A 17,218-nucleotide genomic window follows, 5' to 3' on the forward strand; every position below is an offset into this window, starting at 1 on the left:
AACCGTGCTTTAGCTTTCGTCAGTTCAGTTCAATACTGGATGCTTCATACTGATCAGTAAAATCTTCCATTCGTCTGTACTCGACCTCAAGCACAACCTTTTCCTCGCCCTGAAAAAGCGCCTCCACTTCGTCGCGGAGCACACCATCAAACACTTCATCCGGTGCATTGATGGTCACGCCGAGAACAGTAATCGAAGAAAACGAGACCCCGCTCATATCCAGCACGCCTTCAAGCTCATACGTCCCATCAGGTTCAACGCCGAGCTCTCGCTGTATGTTAATTGCCTCCACATATACCGTGCCGTCGATATCCTCTTTTTGAAGGCCGGCTACCCCAACCTGAATCGCGCCTGCGCCAGGTATCAGGTCATTAATCGTCAACCTTTCCTCAGCCTCATCATCCGAGATTATCGTTCTCGGAGTTATCTGAACACCCACTCCACCTATGTAAAGCCTGTCAGCACCAGGGTCCACGGTATCAATAACCCCTCTTATTTCAGCATCACTGTCCAGGGCCAGAATTTGGCTGGCAAGAACCAGATTGCTCCCAACAGACTCACCCTCAACCTGAACAAGCAGCCCTTCGTTAATATCTTCCAGCTCAATACCGACCAGCTCAGCTCCAGCCGTCACCTGAATAGTCATTCCGTTGAGCCCGAACGTTCTCTCGTTAAATATATAATCCGAAGAAACAGGACCGGCCATATAAATATTTTTATCCGACGGCTGATAGCGCCTGAAGTCATTGGGCTGAATTCGTGCGGCAACCACCGCATCACTAGCGAGGTCTAAATCACCTTCAACCTCAAAATACACACCGGACTGCAGATCTCCGGAGGTCAAACCTTCCACGAAACTGAGATCATCAAATTTGATAATCTGTCCGTTCATTTTGAATTGACCGCCCCCCACCGAACCCGCATCTACAGGGCCCTCCAGCTCTATCGCGCTATCACCAAACGCGCCGAAATTAACGCCAATGTAACTCGCCCGGAAAACGCCATCCGGCTGCCTCCACGCACTGACTCTTACAAAATCCCCATTTTCCAAGTTCGCCCGGGACTGCTCATCAAAGACTGTTTGCCGATCCGCAAAAACCGGCTGCCCATGAATCTCGAAGGTAATCTGGTCATCATTCGAACCTGTTGCCAGATTCGAAACCGTGCCACGCAGGGTGTCATCATAGGCCATGGAACTTGCTGTCCCTGTGTCATCGTGACGCCACTCTCCGTCCACTCTAAGAATCATCCCCTCGTGGAGGATACGTTCAGAGTCGATACCGTCATTACCTTCTACTCCTCTGTCCCGAATACCGTCAGTATCGAACTCGATGCCATTTACAAACACACTACCGAACCCCGAAACCGGTCCGACGCTGGAGCCAGTGCCACGAATTCCGCCTTCCGCAATATTTACGCTATTACCGTCACAGCCAGAGATCACGCAGATCGTCAGAGCTGCTACCAAAATGGAAACCAGGCGTTTACGGGCTATTAGTTGCATTGCTCTCTCCAGTTCGGGTAGCCGCACTGCGTCACGACCTTAAATAATATCGACATCAGGTTTCATCGTTATGTCGGTTGCCTAAATTCATTGCGGAGTTTCGCCTGTATCGCCTTCTTCCAGGCGACACCTCCAATCCAGGGACGTCGTGAACATAGGTGCTTCGACGAAGCAAAACATGGCCACTATCCAACTGTTCTACAACGCCCTTGCGCAGCAATTCATTGAGAACCACTGATGCGGAAAAATTCAGATTAACCGCTGCCACAAGCTGGCTGAAAGTGGGTTCACTCTGACTACTCATCGCCAACATAACTGGGTGTCGATGATCATCCAGAAACGCCAGAGCACTGATCCAGTAACTAACAACTTCACGGCTGGGAGCAGATAATATGGCAGTTGCGAGCTCAGTAGGTTCCCAACGACAAACAAATTGCGGTTGGCTGGTGGAGTTCATATTGACCTCACTCTTTTGGAAGCTGACGAAACCGCTTCTTCAAAATAAAAAACACTGATACCCGTTCTAAAAGACTCCTGAACTGCGGCATCGTCCTGACTTCCAGACACATCGCGGTCTTTTGGACCAAGCCAGGAGTCCATTTGCTCGAGCATATTCTGGGATTGCTCCGCTGCGTATGCGCGCCACTGCGACACAACTTCGGGAGGGATGTTGTTGTACGTCAGCGTCCGCTGAAAAAACGGCGGCTCATCGCCTTCACCACGTACCAGGTTATGATCCACGGTAGCTATAAGATCCGACACATCCTCACCGAAAAACTGGAGCATTTCCTCGCTGTCTTCGGTGGGCACAAAAGCTCTTTGTATCAGCGTCACTTTACCGGCGTCGTTATCCATGGATACCATGCCGACTCTTAAAAGTTCATTCAGCACGGAGCGCGGGGGCATATCCCCACTGTACTTTTTCACCAGTTCGCAAAAGCCCTGCGCCCCATTAAAGGCCAGCGTGGCAGGGTGACCATCCGAATCCTGAAAAACTGAGTCATGGACCCAGCCAGAGACTACTCGAGACGCGCGGTTAGTGTGCAAACCCTCGAGTTTACCCGTGTGCTCGCCGCCTAGAATCTCGCGCTGGCGCTTGACTTCCTTTCGAGTCAACCCCGTCATCACGGCGGCGCCGGAATCTGTCGGCTTGCGCCCTTTTCCTGGAAAATCCTCCATTGCCGCTTCCACGTATGCGCGTTTTACCAATTCAGAAAACTCGCCATAAGGAACGCCATTTCGCAACAGCAGCCTCGCAAGAGGTCGCAGAATGCGAAACAAGGCCCTATGTAATGGCTTGGCGTGGAGCTTATTCATATTTGGGATTATATTCCCATAACTCTTCAGAAAGCCAGTAAACTGGCACGAGAAACCTGCCCAACGCATTTTTCTGACAGCTCCCATTGGACTCGCCTTGTGAACTTTCAGGCAGCGCAAGCGTAAAGACTCTTAATCAAGTGCCATATGGGAAGAAAAGCATGCTGGGATTTTTAAAAAGTGATCCGAAAAAGAAATTGCAGAAAGCCTACGAAGACAAGCTAGCCAAAGCCCTGAAGGCACAGCGCAATGGCGACCTCAGAACACATGGGACACTGATGGAAGAGGCTGAAAAGATATACGCCGAGATTCGAGCGCTGGAAGAAAAGAACTGATCAGGGGGAGTGGCTCCCCCTGATCGCTTGCTAGTCCATTAACTGCTGCAAGCGTTGATTAAGTCGCGCCACCTCCCGGCGCATTTCCTGAACTTCGTCCAGAAGCTCCAACGACATAGCCAACCCTGGCAGGTTCATTTTCAGGTCCCTCTGCAACCGCCGGGCTTTGTGCAAACGGGCCAGTGCCGCCACATCAAACAGCCACTGGCGAGCCTCCTCAGAAGGCTCTACGGGCGCGATAATGCCGTAGTTAACCAGTTTGATAACAAATTCAGCGTGGCACTCACCCCGCTCGCACACCTCGTGAAGGGTATAGGTGCTGCCATCGGAGTCCATTACTTCAACGGTCAGAATACTGTCTTTATTACTCATCCCTTACTCTCCCCTTCACAGATGGAGTTTACTGCGTGGATCGAACGCTTTTTCAGCTTCTGCAAGCTGTTCGTAGAGTTTGCTTGCCTCCGCAGAATGCTGCTCCGGTATGGCGATCTGAAGGATAACGATCTGGTCACCAGGGTGTTTCCCCGGAAGCCCCTTACCCTTGAGGCGGAGCTTGCGACCGGATGAAGTTCCCTTGGGTACTTTCACATTAACCCTGGAACCAACCGTCGGAACCGTAATTGTTGCGCCCAGGGCAGCCTCCCAGGGCGTCACGGGAACAGTCAGGACAACATCTCTACCCTCCACACTGAACAACGGATGGGGCGCCAACTCAACTTCAATCAGCAAGTCGCCTGCATCACCACCGCCAATTCCGGGAGAGCCCTGGCCTTTCAGACGCAGGTGCTGCCCCTCTCGCATACCCGCAGGGATTTTCACTTTCAGCGTTTTCTGACGTGCAACTATGCGACCGTGGTCATCGGCTTCATGAACAGTGAAGGAAACCTGCTTCTCTGTTCCGTTAAATATTTCCTCCAGGAACAGCGGCAAACGGGCAATAACATCTTCACCCCGCATGCGCACGTTCCGGCCGAAACCACCGCCAGCGCTTCGACCACCCGCTTGGCCACCACCACCAAACATCTGCTCAAAAAAGTCGCTGAACTGACGGCTATCCGCATCGGTGTATCCTCCGCCACCAAAGTTGGATTCGCTCTGCCAGCCCGGAGGCGGTTGGAAAGAGCCATCGGCCTGCGCACCGTATTTCCGTAGCTGATCGTACTCAGTCCGTTTTTCCGGATCTTTCAGCACTTCGTAGGCCTCGCCCAGTTCTTTGAACTTCTCGTCGGCGTTATCCTCTTTACTGACATCCGGATGGTACTTCCGGGCCAGCTTCCTGTAGGATTTTTTAATCTCCTCGGGGGAGGCAGACTCGCTCACACCGAGCACGGCGTAATAGTCTTTGAAATCCATTGGACTCCTCGCATATGGTCAAAGATTGTTCTCTTGCTCTATATAATTGGCGCAAACAGCTGGAATACAAGCTCTGCCCGGCGCTTTCGCAGATATAGTAACCTTAGCCCAAAACCGAAGCCGAGAAAGAAAGTTATGCCAGATAAGCCGTCGAAACCCGTATCCGCCTCAGCGATTGAGAAACACGTTTACAAAGTCTTTCCCAATGACATGAATGCCCACGACACCGTATTCGGTGGCATGATCATGGCAAAATGCGACCGCCTTGCACTGGTGGTCGCAGAGCGCCACTCGGCGCACGTGTGCGTAACTGCGGCAGTCGATTCCATTCATTTCCGAGCACCGGCAAAAGGTAATGATACCCTGCTGTTCAACTTATCTCTGAACCGCAGCTGGGGCTCATCTATGGAGATCGGCGCCCGCGTTGAAGCAGAGAACAGCTATACGGGTGAAACCCGGCATATTCTCTCCGCATTCTTTACCTTTGTAGCTCTGGACAGGAACGACAGGCCGGTCGATGTTCCCTCCGTAACCCCTGAAACAGCCAAACAGCAGCGGCGTTTTGCAAATGCAGAAATTCGCAGAGAGGGGCGGCTAAAAACCCGTTCAGAGCTGGCGAAAGCTGCGCAGAAGGAAGGCTCTTAACCTGCCGAGATTCTGTAAATGGGCCAGCTATGATAGGGTCTCGCGAGCTTAAACCTTCTCCATCCACCTTGTTCAATGAAAACTCAGGAGCACTGCATGATCTGGAATGTCTACCTCTCTGGCGAGATCCACACCGACTGGCGTGAACAAATTCAGGCCGGAGCCGAAGCCGCCGGGCTGCCGGTAGAATTCACTGCGCCCGTGACCAATCACGAAGCCAGTGATGCCGCAGGCGATATGCTGGGGAAGCCTGAAGTGGGGTTCTGGCGTGACCACCAGTCATCAAAGGTAAATGGCATTCGCACCAAAACGCTGCTGGAGCAATGCGACCTGGCCGTGATCCGGTTTGGAGACAAGTACAAACAATGGAACGCAGCGTTTGATGCCGGCTTCTGTGCTGCCATGGGTACGCCCTACGTTACGCTGCACAACGACGACATTATTCACCCACTGAAGGAAGTAGACGCATCCGCCATGGCATGGGCGCAGACTCCCGAGCAGGTGGTTGAGATCCTGAAGTACGTTACCTCAGCTCAGTAATTACCTGAAACATCTGGCGAAGAACAGGCCTGGAGGCTACTTCGCCAGGTGTCCCACGTAAGCTGCTACAAAGGCGGTTTCCTGAAACACCTTCAACCCTGTCTCTGAAAAGGAGATAGGCATCGGCTTGGCAGCCAGCGTCGATTTGATGGTTGCAGGTGAAAGCAATTCCACCTCAACATCTGTACCTGGCATCAACTGAATAGCCGCTTCCATTTTGAAGCTGATCGCACCACCGGCAAACTTGCCTTTGGGCATGCGCTCTTTAATGGCCACTTTTTTTACATCGTGCTCTGCCAGAAACTTTGCAAAAGACACTTGGAATTCCTGCAAATCCTCACGGGTGTGATTCTTCTTCAAGGTGATCTTGCGAACCTTGCTCTCTGGCAAGCTGAACTGCCCCGAATCCAGGTTCAGCAAACACACCACTGCATCGCTGCCGCTCAGTTCAACACCACAAATAAGCATGGGCACTCCTTTTCGATGAGGAAGGTTTTTTGTTTATCAGGCGCAGCACTTTTTGAATTTTTTTCCACTGCCGCAACTGCAGGGGTCGTTCCGGGAAGGTGTTTTGGCCTGCGTAATGGTGCCGCCCTTATTCAGAATAGCGGTAAGTTCCGCTATGGATTCAACGGCACCCTCCTGGGAATCGACAGTGATATCCGCGTGCAGCTGTGCATTTGCCAACAACGCCTCAACCTCTTGCTTGCGGGCCTCACTGGTCACTGTCAGTTTCAACGGGAACTTTTTGCTACCACTTTTCTGACTGGCGTTTGTCTTAAAGCCGCCATAAGCCGTGTGGTGCTGGCGCGCATCCTGCCGGCCTTTGAAGAAAAATTTATCAGACATGCTGAAATTCCGGATAAAAAAGGGCGATCACAATAACACCGCCTATGGCCGCGACGCGATCAGCAAAAATACCGGGTAATTACCGGATTCCCTCTCGATCGTACTGGCAGATACCACCTCCACGTTTTCAAAGCCCGCCTGGGCGGCGGCAGAGGCAATGTCATCCCGATCGAAACCGAAATGGAACACCCCGGTATCTTCGGTGTGAAAGGAGCCGTCCTCCTTATCCAGATCGGCTATGGCAATAAAGCCACCCGGCTTCACCATCTCATGAAAACGGCGGAACATGGCGCCAACGTCTCGAACATGGTGCATCGTCATAGAGGAAATAATGCCATCGAACTGCCCCTCTATGGATTGGCTTTCCAGGTCCAGTTGAAGAATCTCCAGCTCACAGCCCAGGCTGCCCTGCTTCTCCGCCAACTGCTTGTTCATGGAGGGCGAGATATCAACTGCCGTGATCTTTTTCACGTGAGGCGCAATGCGTTCCAACAGCAACCCGGTTCCGGAACCAAAATCCAGCAGGTGCATAGTCGACCCAAGCTTCGCCTTTTCAAGGATGGTGTTGGCAATGTTGCTTACATTATCGACGCGATCGGGGCTCTGTTCGTAGGTGTGTGCCTTGTGGGCGAAAAAGTCTTTGTTCATGAGTACCTCGGAACATTAATCGTGGTTTGAGTGATTCTGCATGCCTGTTTTGGAAGCTTCAATAAAAAAGCCCCGGCAAATGCCGGGGCTTCAGTCCAGACACTAAAGTGCTTAGTGCAGAGTTTGCTTACGACGGTTGCGGATAACCAGTCCACCGAGTGCCGCCAGTGCCACAAGTGGCAATGTCGGATCGAACGGAGCACCCGGGTTGTAGCTACAACCGAAGAGTGTGCCGCCACCTTCTTTCTCATCAGTGCTAGTGCCAGGATCCGTTGGCTCGTCAACCCTCACGGTGATTACAGCAGAGTTGGACTCTTTACCGTTCACGGTGACCGTATAGGAGAAACGATCCAGCCCGGTAAAGCCTGACGCAGGCGTATACAACACTTTGCCGTCCGCAATAACTGCGTTGCCGTTCAACGGATCATTATCCAGAATCAATGTTCCTCCAACCGCACGCGAATCATTGTCCAGCACGTCAATCGTTACCGGAGTGTTGATGAAGGTCACAGCCGAATCGTTTTGGGCGATTGGCGCATCATCTTCCGGATAGGAGACGACTTGGATAGTGACCGTCGCGGTGTTCGAAACAGAATCCGTGTCGTAATCATCGGAATCGCCAGGGTTGGTATCAGTCACTTCCACCTGATAGGTGAACGTATCCTGACCTGCGAAGCCATAACTCGCTGTGTAGGTTGCTTGCCCATCAGCAGCGTTGACGCTGACCGTACCATTTGCCGGATTTCCAACAACGGTATAGTCCGCAGTGACATCACCATCTGCAATACGCTGGCTCAGAAGAGCTCCGTTTAGAACATCGTTCTCCATCAGATCGATCTCAACCGGGAAAACCCCGACAGCCTGCGCTGAATCGTTCAGAGCTTCCGGAGCTGGCCTTGGAGCCCGGTATGTCGCAAGATCCGGAGCCGTATTTTCACCAGTGACCGGATCAACCCAAGCCGGAGTAGCGTTGCCAAGGCTGGTAGCTGTAAGCCCTTGACTAGCAGTAGAAACAGCCGTTACCCGCATAGTGATATTGTCGTACTTGGGGTTGCCGTCTCCGTCCAGTATGCCGTCACTGATGTAGATATAGACGTCCATATTCTGGACAGCCAGATCGTCGGCCAGGATAGAGGCGTAGCGCACTTTATCGGTGTCAGTTGTAGGAGTGCCCAGAAGGTCTTCAGCCCATGCAGCTAGCTGGCTGGGATCCACCTCACCGAACGAATTCAAACCGGCAGCGTCTCCGGCCTGCCCATAGCGCCAGATGCTTCCATCCCACCAGGCTTCGAGTGCATCCGACTCGCCATCGGGGATGCCTTCGTCATAGCGTGCGATGGTGAATGGCGCCAATGAATCGGACAGCCAATATCCGAAGATACCCTCAGCGCTACCGTCATCAAAACTGGTTCCTGCTGCCTGCAAGTCAGCCATGCTGAAAAAGTTCTGGGTAACTGCCCCGAGTGCACCTGTCTCTGCGTTGAAGTCAACACCACTGGCTATCCGTGTCGTTTTGTCCGAGCTATCACCCGCTGCATTGCCAACATCCTGTGGCGGGAAAAGACCGGCAGCCTGATCGGAGAAGAAGCCGGGATCAAAGCGCGCACGTTCACCGGTATCAAAAGCCTTCGGCGAGAAGGTAGAGAAGCGCTCTGTATCCCATACTTCGATATCCGGCGCGCCGGTCTCTCCTTCAAAGAACTCGCGGGGCACAAGTGGACGGAGTTCAAACGCAACACCGTCTTGGGCGAAATTGAATGGCGTGAAATCGTCTCCGACACCGTGACCCAGTTCTACTTCAACACCCATCCAACGCTCGTCAGAGTTGTTGATCACCTTTTGAATCACACGATAAATACGGCCGATGCCGTATTCCTCACGGAAAGCGGCTAATTCTTCGCCTCCGTCATCGCTTTTCACACCCTTATAGCGAATGTCCTTCAGACCGACATCGAATACCATATCGACTGGCTGATCAGCTGTCCGGATTTCCAGGAAGTAGCGCTTGGAGCTGCTCTCCGAATCACTGCAGGTTTTAGGAACAGCCACACCCAGCTCGTCGTCAACTATCTCACCTGAAGCCATGATGCAGTTGTTGGTAGGGAAGTCCAAATCGTCCGTTACAGCCTGAATCCCAGGTGCGCGGCCGCTGCCGTTATCAAGTTCCCAATATACTGCAGCAGGGCTTTCTCTCCATAATTCGTCTTCAGTAACCATCAGGTCAGGATTACTCACAAATGTCTTAGCAGCATCACGTGCAGCCTCGCTCGGGTAGAACTGAGTCCGCGCAGATGCCCCCGAGTAGCCGTCAACACCTGGCTGAACCGTCAAGGTGTTGGCCTCGGTGTTCCAGCGGGTTAGCTGGGGCACAGAAACATCTATGTATGTATTAGGCTCTGGATTGGGTTCCTGAGCGACAGCAACGCCAGAAAGCGCGCCCGCAACCAGAAAACCGGTAAAAAAGGCCTGCGGCTTTCTGCGAGCCAAACTCTTTGGCGCCCCGGCGGGGCCCGATACTCTGTGATAACAAGACTTCAAAATCATATTAAAGCTCCGATTACTTCTTATTCGTAGACGGAAAAACCAACACAGACGGCCTATCACAACATAACATGAACGTTTGTTCATAATTAATGCTACACGAAGAGCCCCCAGTATCCAAAAGGTTATTTCGTTATATCCAATACAAACCTTAGCCGAGCACTACCCTCTGTCAAAATGATTCGTTACTAGCTTGTAACGATTAGGAATAGAGCGTTTTAATACATGGCACTTGGGGGTGCGGCTAATTGACGCACACTGATATGAAGGCGCAGGTTTGGGGAAATAGAGTACTTCTGATGGCAGTGAAACCACCGAATACATCGTTGTCTGGCGACAAGCAAACTCGGATTGTGAATCAGCTGACGTGTTAACCTAGCGCATCCGGCACCAGGCAATTTATCAAGGTTATCGACAGGTCCCGAAAAACAGCCTCTGAGGCCACAATGCTCGGAAACTGGTCGTACATCGCACGCCGGCAGGTCGACGTGCGGGTTTCCGCTTGCGCTACACAGCGGGTATAAGCCCCGGTGCCTGGTGGCTGCCCGGTAGCATCCTCACAGAGGGAAGGTACCTGAGTCACAATCCAGCCCACCGCCGTACTGAGTTGAACGGGATTTTCCGCCAGACTGGTAAACCTTTTTGCATCGACAACTTCCGGCTGCTCCCGAGCTTGGTCCCAGAGAACAAACATTAACGCGGCTGAAACCAGAGAAACAGTAACAATCGGGAATTTCATGAAAGCCTTTATGGGTCGAAGTGTTAAACGAATTATTATAGCCCTGCTCGCACTGGGCTGTCTGGTCGCCTCCTGGCACCTCATGCAAACCGGGCTCGGGCAACTCGCTCAGGCGCGCCAAATGGAGCGCATGCCACAGACACCCATCGGAGCCCTGGCAAAAGGGCCGTATATCCTTGCCGGACAAGTCCATATCGAACGGGATGCACTCACAGCTCCCTACTCCAACTCGGAGGCCGTTTATTACCGCTACAAACTTGAGGAAGAGTATCGGGATTCCGACGGCGATTTGCGCACCCGTACACTCGACTCCGGCCAGCGCGGCACAAACTTCCAGCTTCGGGATTCCAGTGGCACCGTTACCATTGCCCCCGGAAAGGACCTGTCCGCCATCGAATGGAGCCTTGAGCGAACCTACAGGTCAAGAGCCGGGGATAAAATCTATTCGGAATGGGCTCTGAAGCCCGGTGAGACTGTGCGAATAATCGGGCACTACAACAACGAGACCCGCAAACTAACATTCTCCGGTCTGGAAGACTTTAGTCTGCCAGCGCTGGTTTCAGGCTTCACCCTCGATATCGATGGCGGGGATCGAATGTTCAGCGCGGCCATCCGGATTTCAATTGCCACCGGTTTGCTGGCGCTGGGCGTGGCTTTGCTGCTGACGGCCGCCAAAATACACCGTTTTTGGGTTTATGTGTGGGTGATGAGCATCGCTGTTTCGGGAACGCTTGCGGCCCTGGGCGTGACCAAGCTGAACCAGGAATGGCAGGGAATTGCCACACTTTACGAATCCCGCTATCAACAAATTAGCACTGAAGCCAGCAACCCACTGGTACTCGCAGATCTCGCCGCTTTGCGACAGCTCATTCACCAGAGCACAAGCGGGTGGCTCGACCGATGGAAATTCCGGAGCCTAGTAGAAAAACGCTTGCCGATACCTGAACTGGATGCCAGTACCGCTGCGAGGGCGGCACAAATTATCGAAAGTCAGCCAAACGGCAAATTCCAGCATACCTGGACGAGCTGGGGGCTTTCCGCCGCAAGCTCGGTACTCGCTGTTGTTCTGATTCTGTTCGCCATACGTGCGGTTAAACTGAAGCGTTTGATTGAGGCCGTGCCTACAACCAGCACCAAGGGCTTGAGCTTCGGGCTTTCCGAGCTGAAGGCTATGGTCGATGTAGATGATGCATACCCACCGGTTCGCGACCCACTTCGGAACGAAAAATGCGTTGCCTACGATTATAAAGTTGAAGAACGTAGGGGGTCCGGTAAGGATAAAAAATGGCGCACCTTAGAACATAAGAAAGAGCGCGTGCCCTTCTGGCTGGAAGACAACGAAGGCCGGGCACTGGTCTATCCCGAGGGCGCCAACATCATCTACCCGAAACGCCACTCGGAAATCCGTGGCAATAAACGCTACACCGTCAGGTTACTGGACACACTGGTCAATGTTTATTGCCTTGGGTTTGCGGGACTCGACCGTGAGCAGCCAGACCGCCTGGCCCTGCAAAAAGATAGTGACTCGCCATTTCTGATCACCACTCAGGAAGAAGACGACATAGTCCTTTCTCGGGGTGCGGGAGGATTTGCCGGCACGGCTGTGAGCCTCGGACTGTTTCTATTTGCGGCCACTGCCTTGTTGGCTGCAGACGGCAGCTTTAGCCCGGATAATCTGTTGCTGTCTGCACTCACCGTTCCATTAGTGCTCTGCGCCTACCTTGGCGTTTTGCACTACAACGACATAGTGTTCCTTAAAAACCGCGTCGACAGGGCCAGAGCCAATATCGACACAATCTTACAACAGCGCCATGACCTGTGGCCCAACCTCGAGAAAGCGGTAAAAGCGTCGCTGGCCCATGAGAAAGAGCTGCTGAGAACCATCGCCCAACTACGAACGGCTAACCCTGCGAAGACCAATACCCCGGACCGTATGGATCAGTTAATGGAAACTGAACAGCAGGTGGTCACAACTCTGCTGGCCCGGATAGAGAACTACCCGGACCTTAAAAACAATACCGTGATCATGAAGTTTATGAGCATTATGAGCGAGACCGAAAACTACCTTGCGCTTCTACGGAACAGCCATACGGAAAGCGTGATGATCTACAACACCCGCATACAGTCCTTCCCGGATCTGATTCTGGCCAAGCTGTTCCGGTTTCGGCCAACTCACCAGTAGCCCAACAGCTTCCACCAGAGACCACCAACCACTACCCATATGGCCAGATTTACCAGGCTCATCACGAAACCGGCCTTCCACCATTCACCCAGGGCTACATAGCCCGAGCCAAATATGACCGGCGATGTGCCGGTGGCATAGTGAGTTAACGTCATCATGATGGAGGAGGTGGCCGCCATCATCAGCACAAAAGCCATAGGTGGAGCGCCCAGGCCAAGACCAACGACCAGAAAAGCTCCCATCATCGCAGTGATGTGGGCAGTGGTACTGGCAAAGAAATAGTGGGAATACAGAAACACCAAAACCAGAATCGCCGTTGAAGCTGGCCACGCCAACCCTGTGCTGACAATGCCATCCTGGATAGCCCCGGAGAACCATGTAATAACGCCCAGCTCGTTAAGCTGAGTGGCCATCATCACCAGTGCCCCGAACCAGACCAGCGTATCCCAGGCGCTCTTCTCACCCAGCACGTCCTTCCAGTTCAATACGCCGGTGACCAGCAGAATCGACAAACCTACAAAGGCCGTGGTGGTTGCGTTCAGTTTGAATGAGGCCCCAAAAATCCAGGCAGGTATATCCGCCCAAAGCAACAACAGAACCAGGAACACACCCAGCATGATGCCTTCATCACGGGTCAGCTTTCCCAGCTTTTCGAGGCGTTCACGGGCGAAATTGACCGCATCCGGTGTGGCTTTTATTTCCGGGGGATACATCAAGTAGATCGCCAGAGGCATCAGCGCAATGGCAACAAGGCCAGGCAACAACATGGCGAAAGCCCAGGTCATCCAGCTCAGGCTGATCGCGGCGCCCGTAGCATCGGCAATCAATTTGACGGTCAATGGATTGGGTGCGGTGGCGGTAATGAACATCGCCGAGGTAATAGGATTGGCATGGTAGTTTACCAACGCCAGATACTTGCCGATTTTATTGGTATTGCCTTCGTCTGGCGTGCACCCATAGCTCTTGGCGATAGACAACATGATTGGGTGAATAATAGCGCCGCCACGGGCAGTGTTGCTGGGCGTGACCGGTGCGATCACCAGTTCTGAAAGCGCCAGGCCGTAACCAATTCCAATGGTTTTTTTGCCAAAGATCGCAATAAAGTAGTAGCCAATACGCTCACCCAACCCGGTTTTTATGAGCCCCCGGGAGATCATGATCGCTATGGCTATCAGCCAGATCAGCGAATTACTAAAGCTCCCCAGCGCATTGCGAATCGACGTGCCCGGATTGTCGCTGGTAACGCCGCTAACCGCCACTACGGTAATCGCCACAATCGATATAGCGCCAATCGGCATTGCCTTGCCGATGATGGCCGCAATGGTCGCCACGAAGATGGACAGCATCAGCCAGCCCTGAGCAGAAACACCTTCCGGTGTAGGTATGAACCAGATAGCAATCCCGATGGCGATTGCAACAAGGGCAGGCAGTAAACGAAAATCGGATGTAGAAGATGGCATTACAAACAATCCTTTAGTGTTTTTTGAAAAAGCTCCATTGAGATCAAACAGGCCAACTCTCTGAACAAGGGAACTCCACTAAGAGAAATCTGCTTACAGGCTAGTCGCTGACGGCTATGGCTGTAAACAATCTGCGAGAGACTTTCGGGCTCACTTGCCACATATCATCAATCCGGCTTAAAAGAAGGCAATTTGTGCCCTATCATGAACCGTTACACGGTAACTAAACGTATAAATGCCTGATCCAACACCCCAAAGGAACGTGTTTGACCATGACATCGCCATCCCAGACAACTGTGTTCACAGCTAAATCACCCAGTACACGGCCAAGCCCGATAACATTGCTTAGAACACCCAGGCTGGACGACGGCGCTCCGGGCGAAAAGCGTAAAGAAATAGGTCTCTACTTCCTTAACACTTTTGACACCTATACAAGCCTTTTCGACTGTTTGGCGGATGATACGGGGTTCTATCAAAAATCCATTCCATTGCGGCATCCGCTCATCTTCTATCTCGGCCACACCGCAACATTTTTTATCAATAAGCTCACGCTGGCGAAACTTCTTCCAGAGCGCATTGATCCTCGTATGGAGTCGATTTTTGCGGTAGGTGTGGATGAAATGAGCTGGGACGATCTGAACGACGATCATTACAGCTGGCCAAGTGTGTCTGAGGTAATGGACTACCGGGCCAGGGTACGAGCCACGGTACTTGATCTGATCGACACCCTGCCCTTGCACATGCCGATTAACTGGGACAATCCCTGGTGGCCAATCGTCATGGCCATTGAGCACGAACGCATTCACCTCGAAACTTCGTCCGTACTGATCCGCCAGCACGACCTCGCAAGGGTTCGGCCACAGCCAGCTTGGCGACCCTGTATGGCAACGGGTGAAGCACCGGTAAATGAACTGATAACAGTACCGGCCGGTAGAGTCCGTATCGGGAAGTCTTACGACGACGCCTACTATGGCTGGGACAACGAATACGGCGAGCACGAAGCAGACGTCGAAGAATTCAAAGCCAGTCAATATCTGGTGAGCAATCAGGAATTCCTGGAGTTTGTCGAGGCAGGCGGTTATGAGCAGGGCAGATACTGGAGCGACGAGGGGCAATCCTGGCGCCGTTTTACGGGCGCCAAGCACCCCTCCTTCTGGCAGTGGCGCAACACCTGGCACCTGCGACTGATGACCGAAGAAGTTGAAATGCCCTGGGACTGGCCTGTGGAGGTGAATTACCACGAGGCAAAAGCTTTCTGTGAATGGAAACGGGAGCAAACCGGGCTACCTGTTCGCATGCCCACAGAAGATGAATGGTACCGGCTGGTTTCGGCCGCCGGTGTAGAGGAAGTTGGCGACGGCGCCGCGAACGGAAACCTGCACCTGGATCACGGTGCCTCGCCCTGCCCGGTAACCCGTTACCGGCATGGCGGATGGTTTGATGTCGTCGGCAACGTATGGCAATGGACCGAAACACCGACCTACCCTTTCAATAACTTCAAGGTACATCCTCTATACGACGATTTCACCACTCCAACCTTCGACGGTCAGCATAATCTCATCAAAGGCGGTTCCTGGATTTCGTGCGGAAATGAAGCGCGTCTTGCTGCCCGCTATGCGTTCAGACGCCACTTCTTCCAGCATGCCGGGTTCAGATATATCACATCTGAGGCGGAGGCAGCGCAGCCCAATGCCTATTATGAAAGCGATAAGCTACTCACGGAGTACGCGGAATTTCACTTTGGTGACACCTCATTCGGGGTTGGCAACTTCCCGAAGGCCCTTGCGGATTTGGCATTGGAAGCCATGAAAGGAAAGCCAACGCAAAAGGCCCTGGATCTCGGGTGCGCCTGCGGCCGCGCCAGCTTTGAACTGGCCCGACAATTCAGTGTGGTGGAGGGCGTTGATTTTTCAGCCAACTTTATCCGCCTTGGGGTCGAAATGGCAGACCAGGGCTCGGTGCGATACTCACTTGCCGAAGAAGGCGATTTGGTTAGCTACCATACCCGCACGCTCAAGGAACTTGGGCTGGAAGCAGCCGCCCAAAGGGTGTCGTTCCATCAAGGAGACGCCTGTAATCTGAAACCTCAATTCACTGGTTACGACCTGGTACTGGCTGCCAACCTGATTGACAGGCTTTACCGGCCAAGACGCTTCCTCGACAGCATTCATGAGCGAGTTAACGAAGGCGGCCTGCTCATCATTGCATCACCCTATACATGGCTGGAGGAACACACACCCAAAGACGAATGGATTGGAGGCTTCAAAAAAGACGGAGAAAACTACACAACGCTGGACGGCTTGCGAGACCTCCTCTCTGACAACTTCCGGTTAGTAGGAGAGCCCAGAAAAGTGCCCTTCATCATCCGTGAAACACAACATAAGCATCAGCACACCTTGTCTGAAGTTACCATTTGGGAGCGGTTGCCACGCTGACCCGCGTGGCTCCATCCAGCCAATCAACACCAAGGAACGTTTTATGGCAGAAGGTATTCACTTCTATGAACCAGCCCAAGGCCATGGGCTGGCCCATGACCCGTTCAACGCCCTGGTGGCACCACGCCCGATTGGCTGGATTTCATCCAGAAGCAGTGAGGGAACGCTTAACCTAGCTCCTTACAGCTTCTTCAATGCTTTTAACTATATCCCCCCGATCATTGGATTCTCGAGCATCGGCTACAAAGATTCCGTTCGCAATGCACAAGAGACGGGAGAATTCTGCTGGAACCTGGTCACGCGCTCGCTCAGCGACGCCATGAATCAGACCTGTGCACCTGTCGGGCCAGAAGTTGACGAATTTGCCCTTGCAGGGCTTACACCCAGACCGTCCCGGATTATTTCTCCTCCGCATGTCGCGGAAAGCCCGGTAACCCTGGAATGCAGAGTTTCACAAGTACTACAGCTTTCAGGTGCCGATGGAAAAAAGGTAGACACCTGGGTGGTTTTCGGTGAAGTCGTTGGTGTGCACATCGCACAACAGCTTCTTAAAGATGGGATCTACGATACAGCGGCAGCAGAGCCAGTCATGCGGGGTGGCGGCCCTGCCGACTACTTTACCTTGGACGCAGGGCAGAAATTCCAGATGCACCGGCCCAAATAAATCTCG

At 52.9% G+C, this 17,218-nt stretch carries 17 protein-coding genes; 6 read left to right on the forward strand and 11 right to left on the reverse strand.

All coding sequences use genetic code 11. The features are described from left to right. Positions 1 to 19: 19 nt before the first annotated feature. The 3 genes from Q4501_RS11500 to Q4501_RS11510 are packed head-to-tail and all read right to left on the reverse strand — an operon-like array spanning position 20 to position 2,821. Positions 20 to 1,504 carry a DUF5666 domain-containing protein gene (locus tag Q4501_RS11500; RefSeq protein WP_303596378.1) on the reverse strand — a complete coding sequence of 495 codons (1,485 nt, stop codon included), beginning with the start codon at positions 1,502 to 1,504 and terminating at the stop codon, positions 20 to 22. 55 nt (positions 1,505 to 1,559) lie between these two features. Beyond that, positions 1,560 to 1,961: a DUF6502 family protein gene (locus tag Q4501_RS11505; protein WP_303596379.1), complete on the reverse strand. Its 402-nt coding sequence runs from the start codon at positions 1,959 to 1,961 to the stop codon at positions 1,560 to 1,562. Beyond that, complete coding sequence (locus Q4501_RS11510) at positions 1,958 to 2,821, reverse strand: DUF6502 family protein (protein ID WP_303596380.1); 864 nt, start codon at positions 2,819 to 2,821, stop codon at positions 1,958 to 1,960. The genes Q4501_RS11505 and Q4501_RS11510 overlap by 4 nt, the downstream gene beginning before the upstream one ends. Positions 2,822 to 2,982: 161 nt before the next feature. Here Q4501_RS11510 and Q4501_RS11515 point away from each other — a divergent pair, with 161 nt between their 5' ends. Then, complete coding sequence (locus Q4501_RS11515) at positions 2,983 to 3,156, forward strand: DUF6435 family protein (RefSeq protein ID WP_303596381.1); 174 nt, start codon at positions 2,983 to 2,985, stop codon at positions 3,154 to 3,156. A 30-nt stretch (positions 3,157 to 3,186) separates the two neighbouring features. Here Q4501_RS11515 and Q4501_RS11520 read toward each other — a convergent pair whose 3' ends face one another. Continuing rightward, positions 3,187 to 3,528: a chaperone modulator CbpM gene (locus Q4501_RS11520; RefSeq protein WP_303596382.1), complete on the reverse strand. Its 342-nt coding sequence runs from the start codon at positions 3,526 to 3,528 to the stop codon at positions 3,187 to 3,189. Positions 3,529 to 3,543: 15 nt separating this feature from the next. After that, positions 3,544 to 4,509, reverse strand: a complete 966-nt coding sequence (locus tag Q4501_RS11525) for a DnaJ C-terminal domain-containing protein (RefSeq protein ID WP_303596383.1) — start codon at positions 4,507 to 4,509, stop codon at positions 3,544 to 3,546. Positions 4,510 to 4,644: 135 nt separating this feature from the next. Between Q4501_RS11525 and Q4501_RS11530 the strand changes: the two genes are divergently transcribed. Together Q4501_RS11530 and Q4501_RS11535 are read left to right on the forward strand one after the other, a co-directional pair. Beyond that, the gene (locus tag Q4501_RS11530; RefSeq protein WP_303596384.1) at positions 4,645 to 5,154 is read left to right on the forward strand and encodes an acyl-CoA thioesterase; all 510 of its coding nucleotides are present in this window, start codon (positions 4,645 to 4,647) and stop codon (positions 5,152 to 5,154) included. Positions 5,155 to 5,250: 96 nt separating this feature from the next. Beyond that, positions 5,251 to 5,694 carry a YtoQ family protein gene (locus Q4501_RS11535; protein ID WP_303596385.1) on the forward strand — a complete coding sequence of 148 codons (444 nt, stop codon included), beginning with the start codon at positions 5,251 to 5,253 and terminating at the stop codon, positions 5,692 to 5,694. A 36-nt stretch (positions 5,695 to 5,730) separates the two neighbouring features. Here Q4501_RS11535 and Q4501_RS11540 read toward each other — a convergent pair whose 3' ends face one another. From Q4501_RS11540 to Q4501_RS11560, 5 genes are all read right to left on the reverse strand, one after another. Continuing rightward, positions 5,731 to 6,162: a DUF3010 family protein gene (locus Q4501_RS11540; RefSeq protein WP_303596386.1), complete on the reverse strand. Its 432-nt coding sequence runs from the start codon at positions 6,160 to 6,162 to the stop codon at positions 5,731 to 5,733. 36 nt (positions 6,163 to 6,198) lie between these two features. After that, complete coding sequence (locus tag Q4501_RS11545; RefSeq protein WP_303596387.1) at positions 6,199 to 6,543, reverse strand: PBPRA1643 family SWIM/SEC-C metal-binding motif protein; 345 nt, start codon at positions 6,541 to 6,543, stop codon at positions 6,199 to 6,201. A 42-nt stretch (positions 6,544 to 6,585) separates the two neighbouring features. Continuing rightward, positions 6,586 to 7,191 (reverse strand): class I SAM-dependent methyltransferase, encoded by a 606-nt coding sequence (locus Q4501_RS11550; RefSeq protein WP_303596388.1) that lies wholly within the window; start codon positions 7,189 to 7,191, stop codon positions 6,586 to 6,588. A 111-nt stretch (positions 7,192 to 7,302) separates the two neighbouring features. Beyond that, positions 7,303 to 9,678 (reverse strand): choice-of-anchor F family protein, encoded by a 2,376-nt coding sequence (locus Q4501_RS11555; RefSeq protein ID WP_303596389.1) that lies wholly within the window; start codon positions 9,676 to 9,678, stop codon positions 7,303 to 7,305. Positions 9,679 to 10,102: 424 nt separating this feature from the next. After that, complete coding sequence (locus Q4501_RS11560) at positions 10,103 to 10,471, reverse strand: hypothetical protein (protein WP_303596390.1); 369 nt, start codon at positions 10,469 to 10,471, stop codon at positions 10,103 to 10,105. On the opposite strand from Q4501_RS11560, the gene Q4501_RS11565 reads away from it, so the two are divergent. Continuing rightward, a complete protein-coding gene (locus Q4501_RS11565) occupies positions 10,470 to 12,653 on the forward strand; it encodes a LemA family protein (RefSeq protein ID WP_303596391.1) in 2,184 nt (727 codons plus the stop codon). The genes Q4501_RS11560 and Q4501_RS11565 overlap by 2 nt on opposite strands. Here the strand turns inward: Q4501_RS11565 and Q4501_RS11570 are convergent. Then, positions 12,644 to 14,113: a DASS family sodium-coupled anion symporter gene (locus Q4501_RS11570; RefSeq protein ID WP_303596392.1), complete on the reverse strand. Its 1,470-nt coding sequence runs from the start codon at positions 14,111 to 14,113 to the stop codon at positions 12,644 to 12,646. The two genes, Q4501_RS11565 and Q4501_RS11570, sit on opposite strands and share 10 nt — an antisense overlap. Positions 14,114 to 14,385: 272 nt before the next feature. On the opposite strand from Q4501_RS11570, the gene ovoA reads away from it, so the two are divergent. Then, positions 14,386 to 16,548 (forward strand): 5-histidylcysteine sulfoxide synthase, encoded by a 2,163-nt coding sequence (gene ovoA / locus Q4501_RS11575; protein WP_303596393.1) that lies wholly within the window; start codon positions 14,386 to 14,388, stop codon positions 16,546 to 16,548. 43 nt (positions 16,549 to 16,591) lie between these two features. Continuing rightward, positions 16,592 to 17,212, forward strand: a complete 621-nt coding sequence (locus Q4501_RS11580; RefSeq protein WP_303596394.1) for a flavin reductase family protein — start codon at positions 16,592 to 16,594, stop codon at positions 17,210 to 17,212. Positions 17,213 to 17,218 lie beyond the last annotated feature (6 nt).

The organism is Marinobacter sp. 2_MG-2023 (assembly GCF_030546935.1).
GTDB lineage: Bacteria > Pseudomonadota > Gammaproteobacteria > Pseudomonadales > Oleiphilaceae > Marinobacter.

Excerpts from the sequence above, each read along its gene's own strand:
- Q4501_RS11540 (WP_303596386.1), bottom strand. The coding sequence starts at position 6,162 with ATGCTTATTTGTGGTGTTGAACTGAGCGGCAGCGATGCAGTGGTGTGT.
- Q4501_RS11570 (WP_303596392.1), bottom strand. The coding sequence starts at position 14,113 with ATGCCATCTTCTACATCCGATTTTCGTTTACTGCCTGCCCTTGTTGCA.
- Q4501_RS11530 (WP_303596384.1), top strand. The coding sequence starts at position 4,645 with ATGCCAGATAAGCCGTCGAAACCCGTATCCGCCTCAGCGATTGAGAAA.
- Q4501_RS11525 (WP_303596383.1), bottom strand. The coding sequence starts at position 4,509 with ATGGATTTCAAAGACTATTACGCCGTGCTCGGTGTGAGCGAGTCTGCC.
- ovoA (WP_303596393.1), top strand. The coding sequence starts at position 14,386 with ATGACATCGCCATCCCAGACAACTGTGTTCACAGCTAAATCACCCAGT.
- Q4501_RS11510 (WP_303596380.1), bottom strand. The coding sequence starts at position 2,821 with ATGAATAAGCTCCACGCCAAGCCATTACATAGGGCCTTGTTTCGCATT.
- Q4501_RS11560 (WP_303596390.1), bottom strand. The coding sequence starts at position 10,471 with ATGAAATTCCCGATTGTTACTGTTTCTCTGGTTTCAGCCGCGTTAATG.
- Q4501_RS11565 (WP_303596391.1), top strand. The coding sequence starts at position 10,470 with ATGAAAGCCTTTATGGGTCGAAGTGTTAAACGAATTATTATAGCCCTG.
- Q4501_RS11545 (WP_303596387.1), bottom strand. The coding sequence starts at position 6,543 with ATGTCTGATAAATTTTTCTTCAAAGGCCGGCAGGATGCGCGCCAGCAC.
- Q4501_RS11535 (WP_303596385.1), top strand. The coding sequence starts at position 5,251 with ATGATCTGGAATGTCTACCTCTCTGGCGAGATCCACACCGACTGGCGT.
- Q4501_RS11550 (WP_303596388.1), bottom strand. The coding sequence starts at position 7,191 with ATGAACAAAGACTTTTTCGCCCACAAGGCACACACCTACGAACAGAGC.
- Q4501_RS11580 (WP_303596394.1), top strand. The coding sequence starts at position 16,592 with ATGGCAGAAGGTATTCACTTCTATGAACCAGCCCAAGGCCATGGGCTG.
- Q4501_RS11500 (WP_303596378.1), bottom strand. The coding sequence starts at position 1,504 with ATGCAACTAATAGCCCGTAAACGCCTGGTTTCCATTTTGGTAGCAGCT.
- Q4501_RS11515 (WP_303596381.1), top strand. The coding sequence starts at position 2,983 with ATGCTGGGATTTTTAAAAAGTGATCCGAAAAAGAAATTGCAGAAAGCC.
- Q4501_RS11505 (WP_303596379.1), bottom strand. The coding sequence starts at position 1,961 with ATGAACTCCACCAGCCAACCGCAATTTGTTTGTCGTTGGGAACCTACT.
- Q4501_RS11520 (WP_303596382.1), bottom strand. The coding sequence starts at position 3,528 with ATGAGTAATAAAGACAGTATTCTGACCGTTGAAGTAATGGACTCCGAT.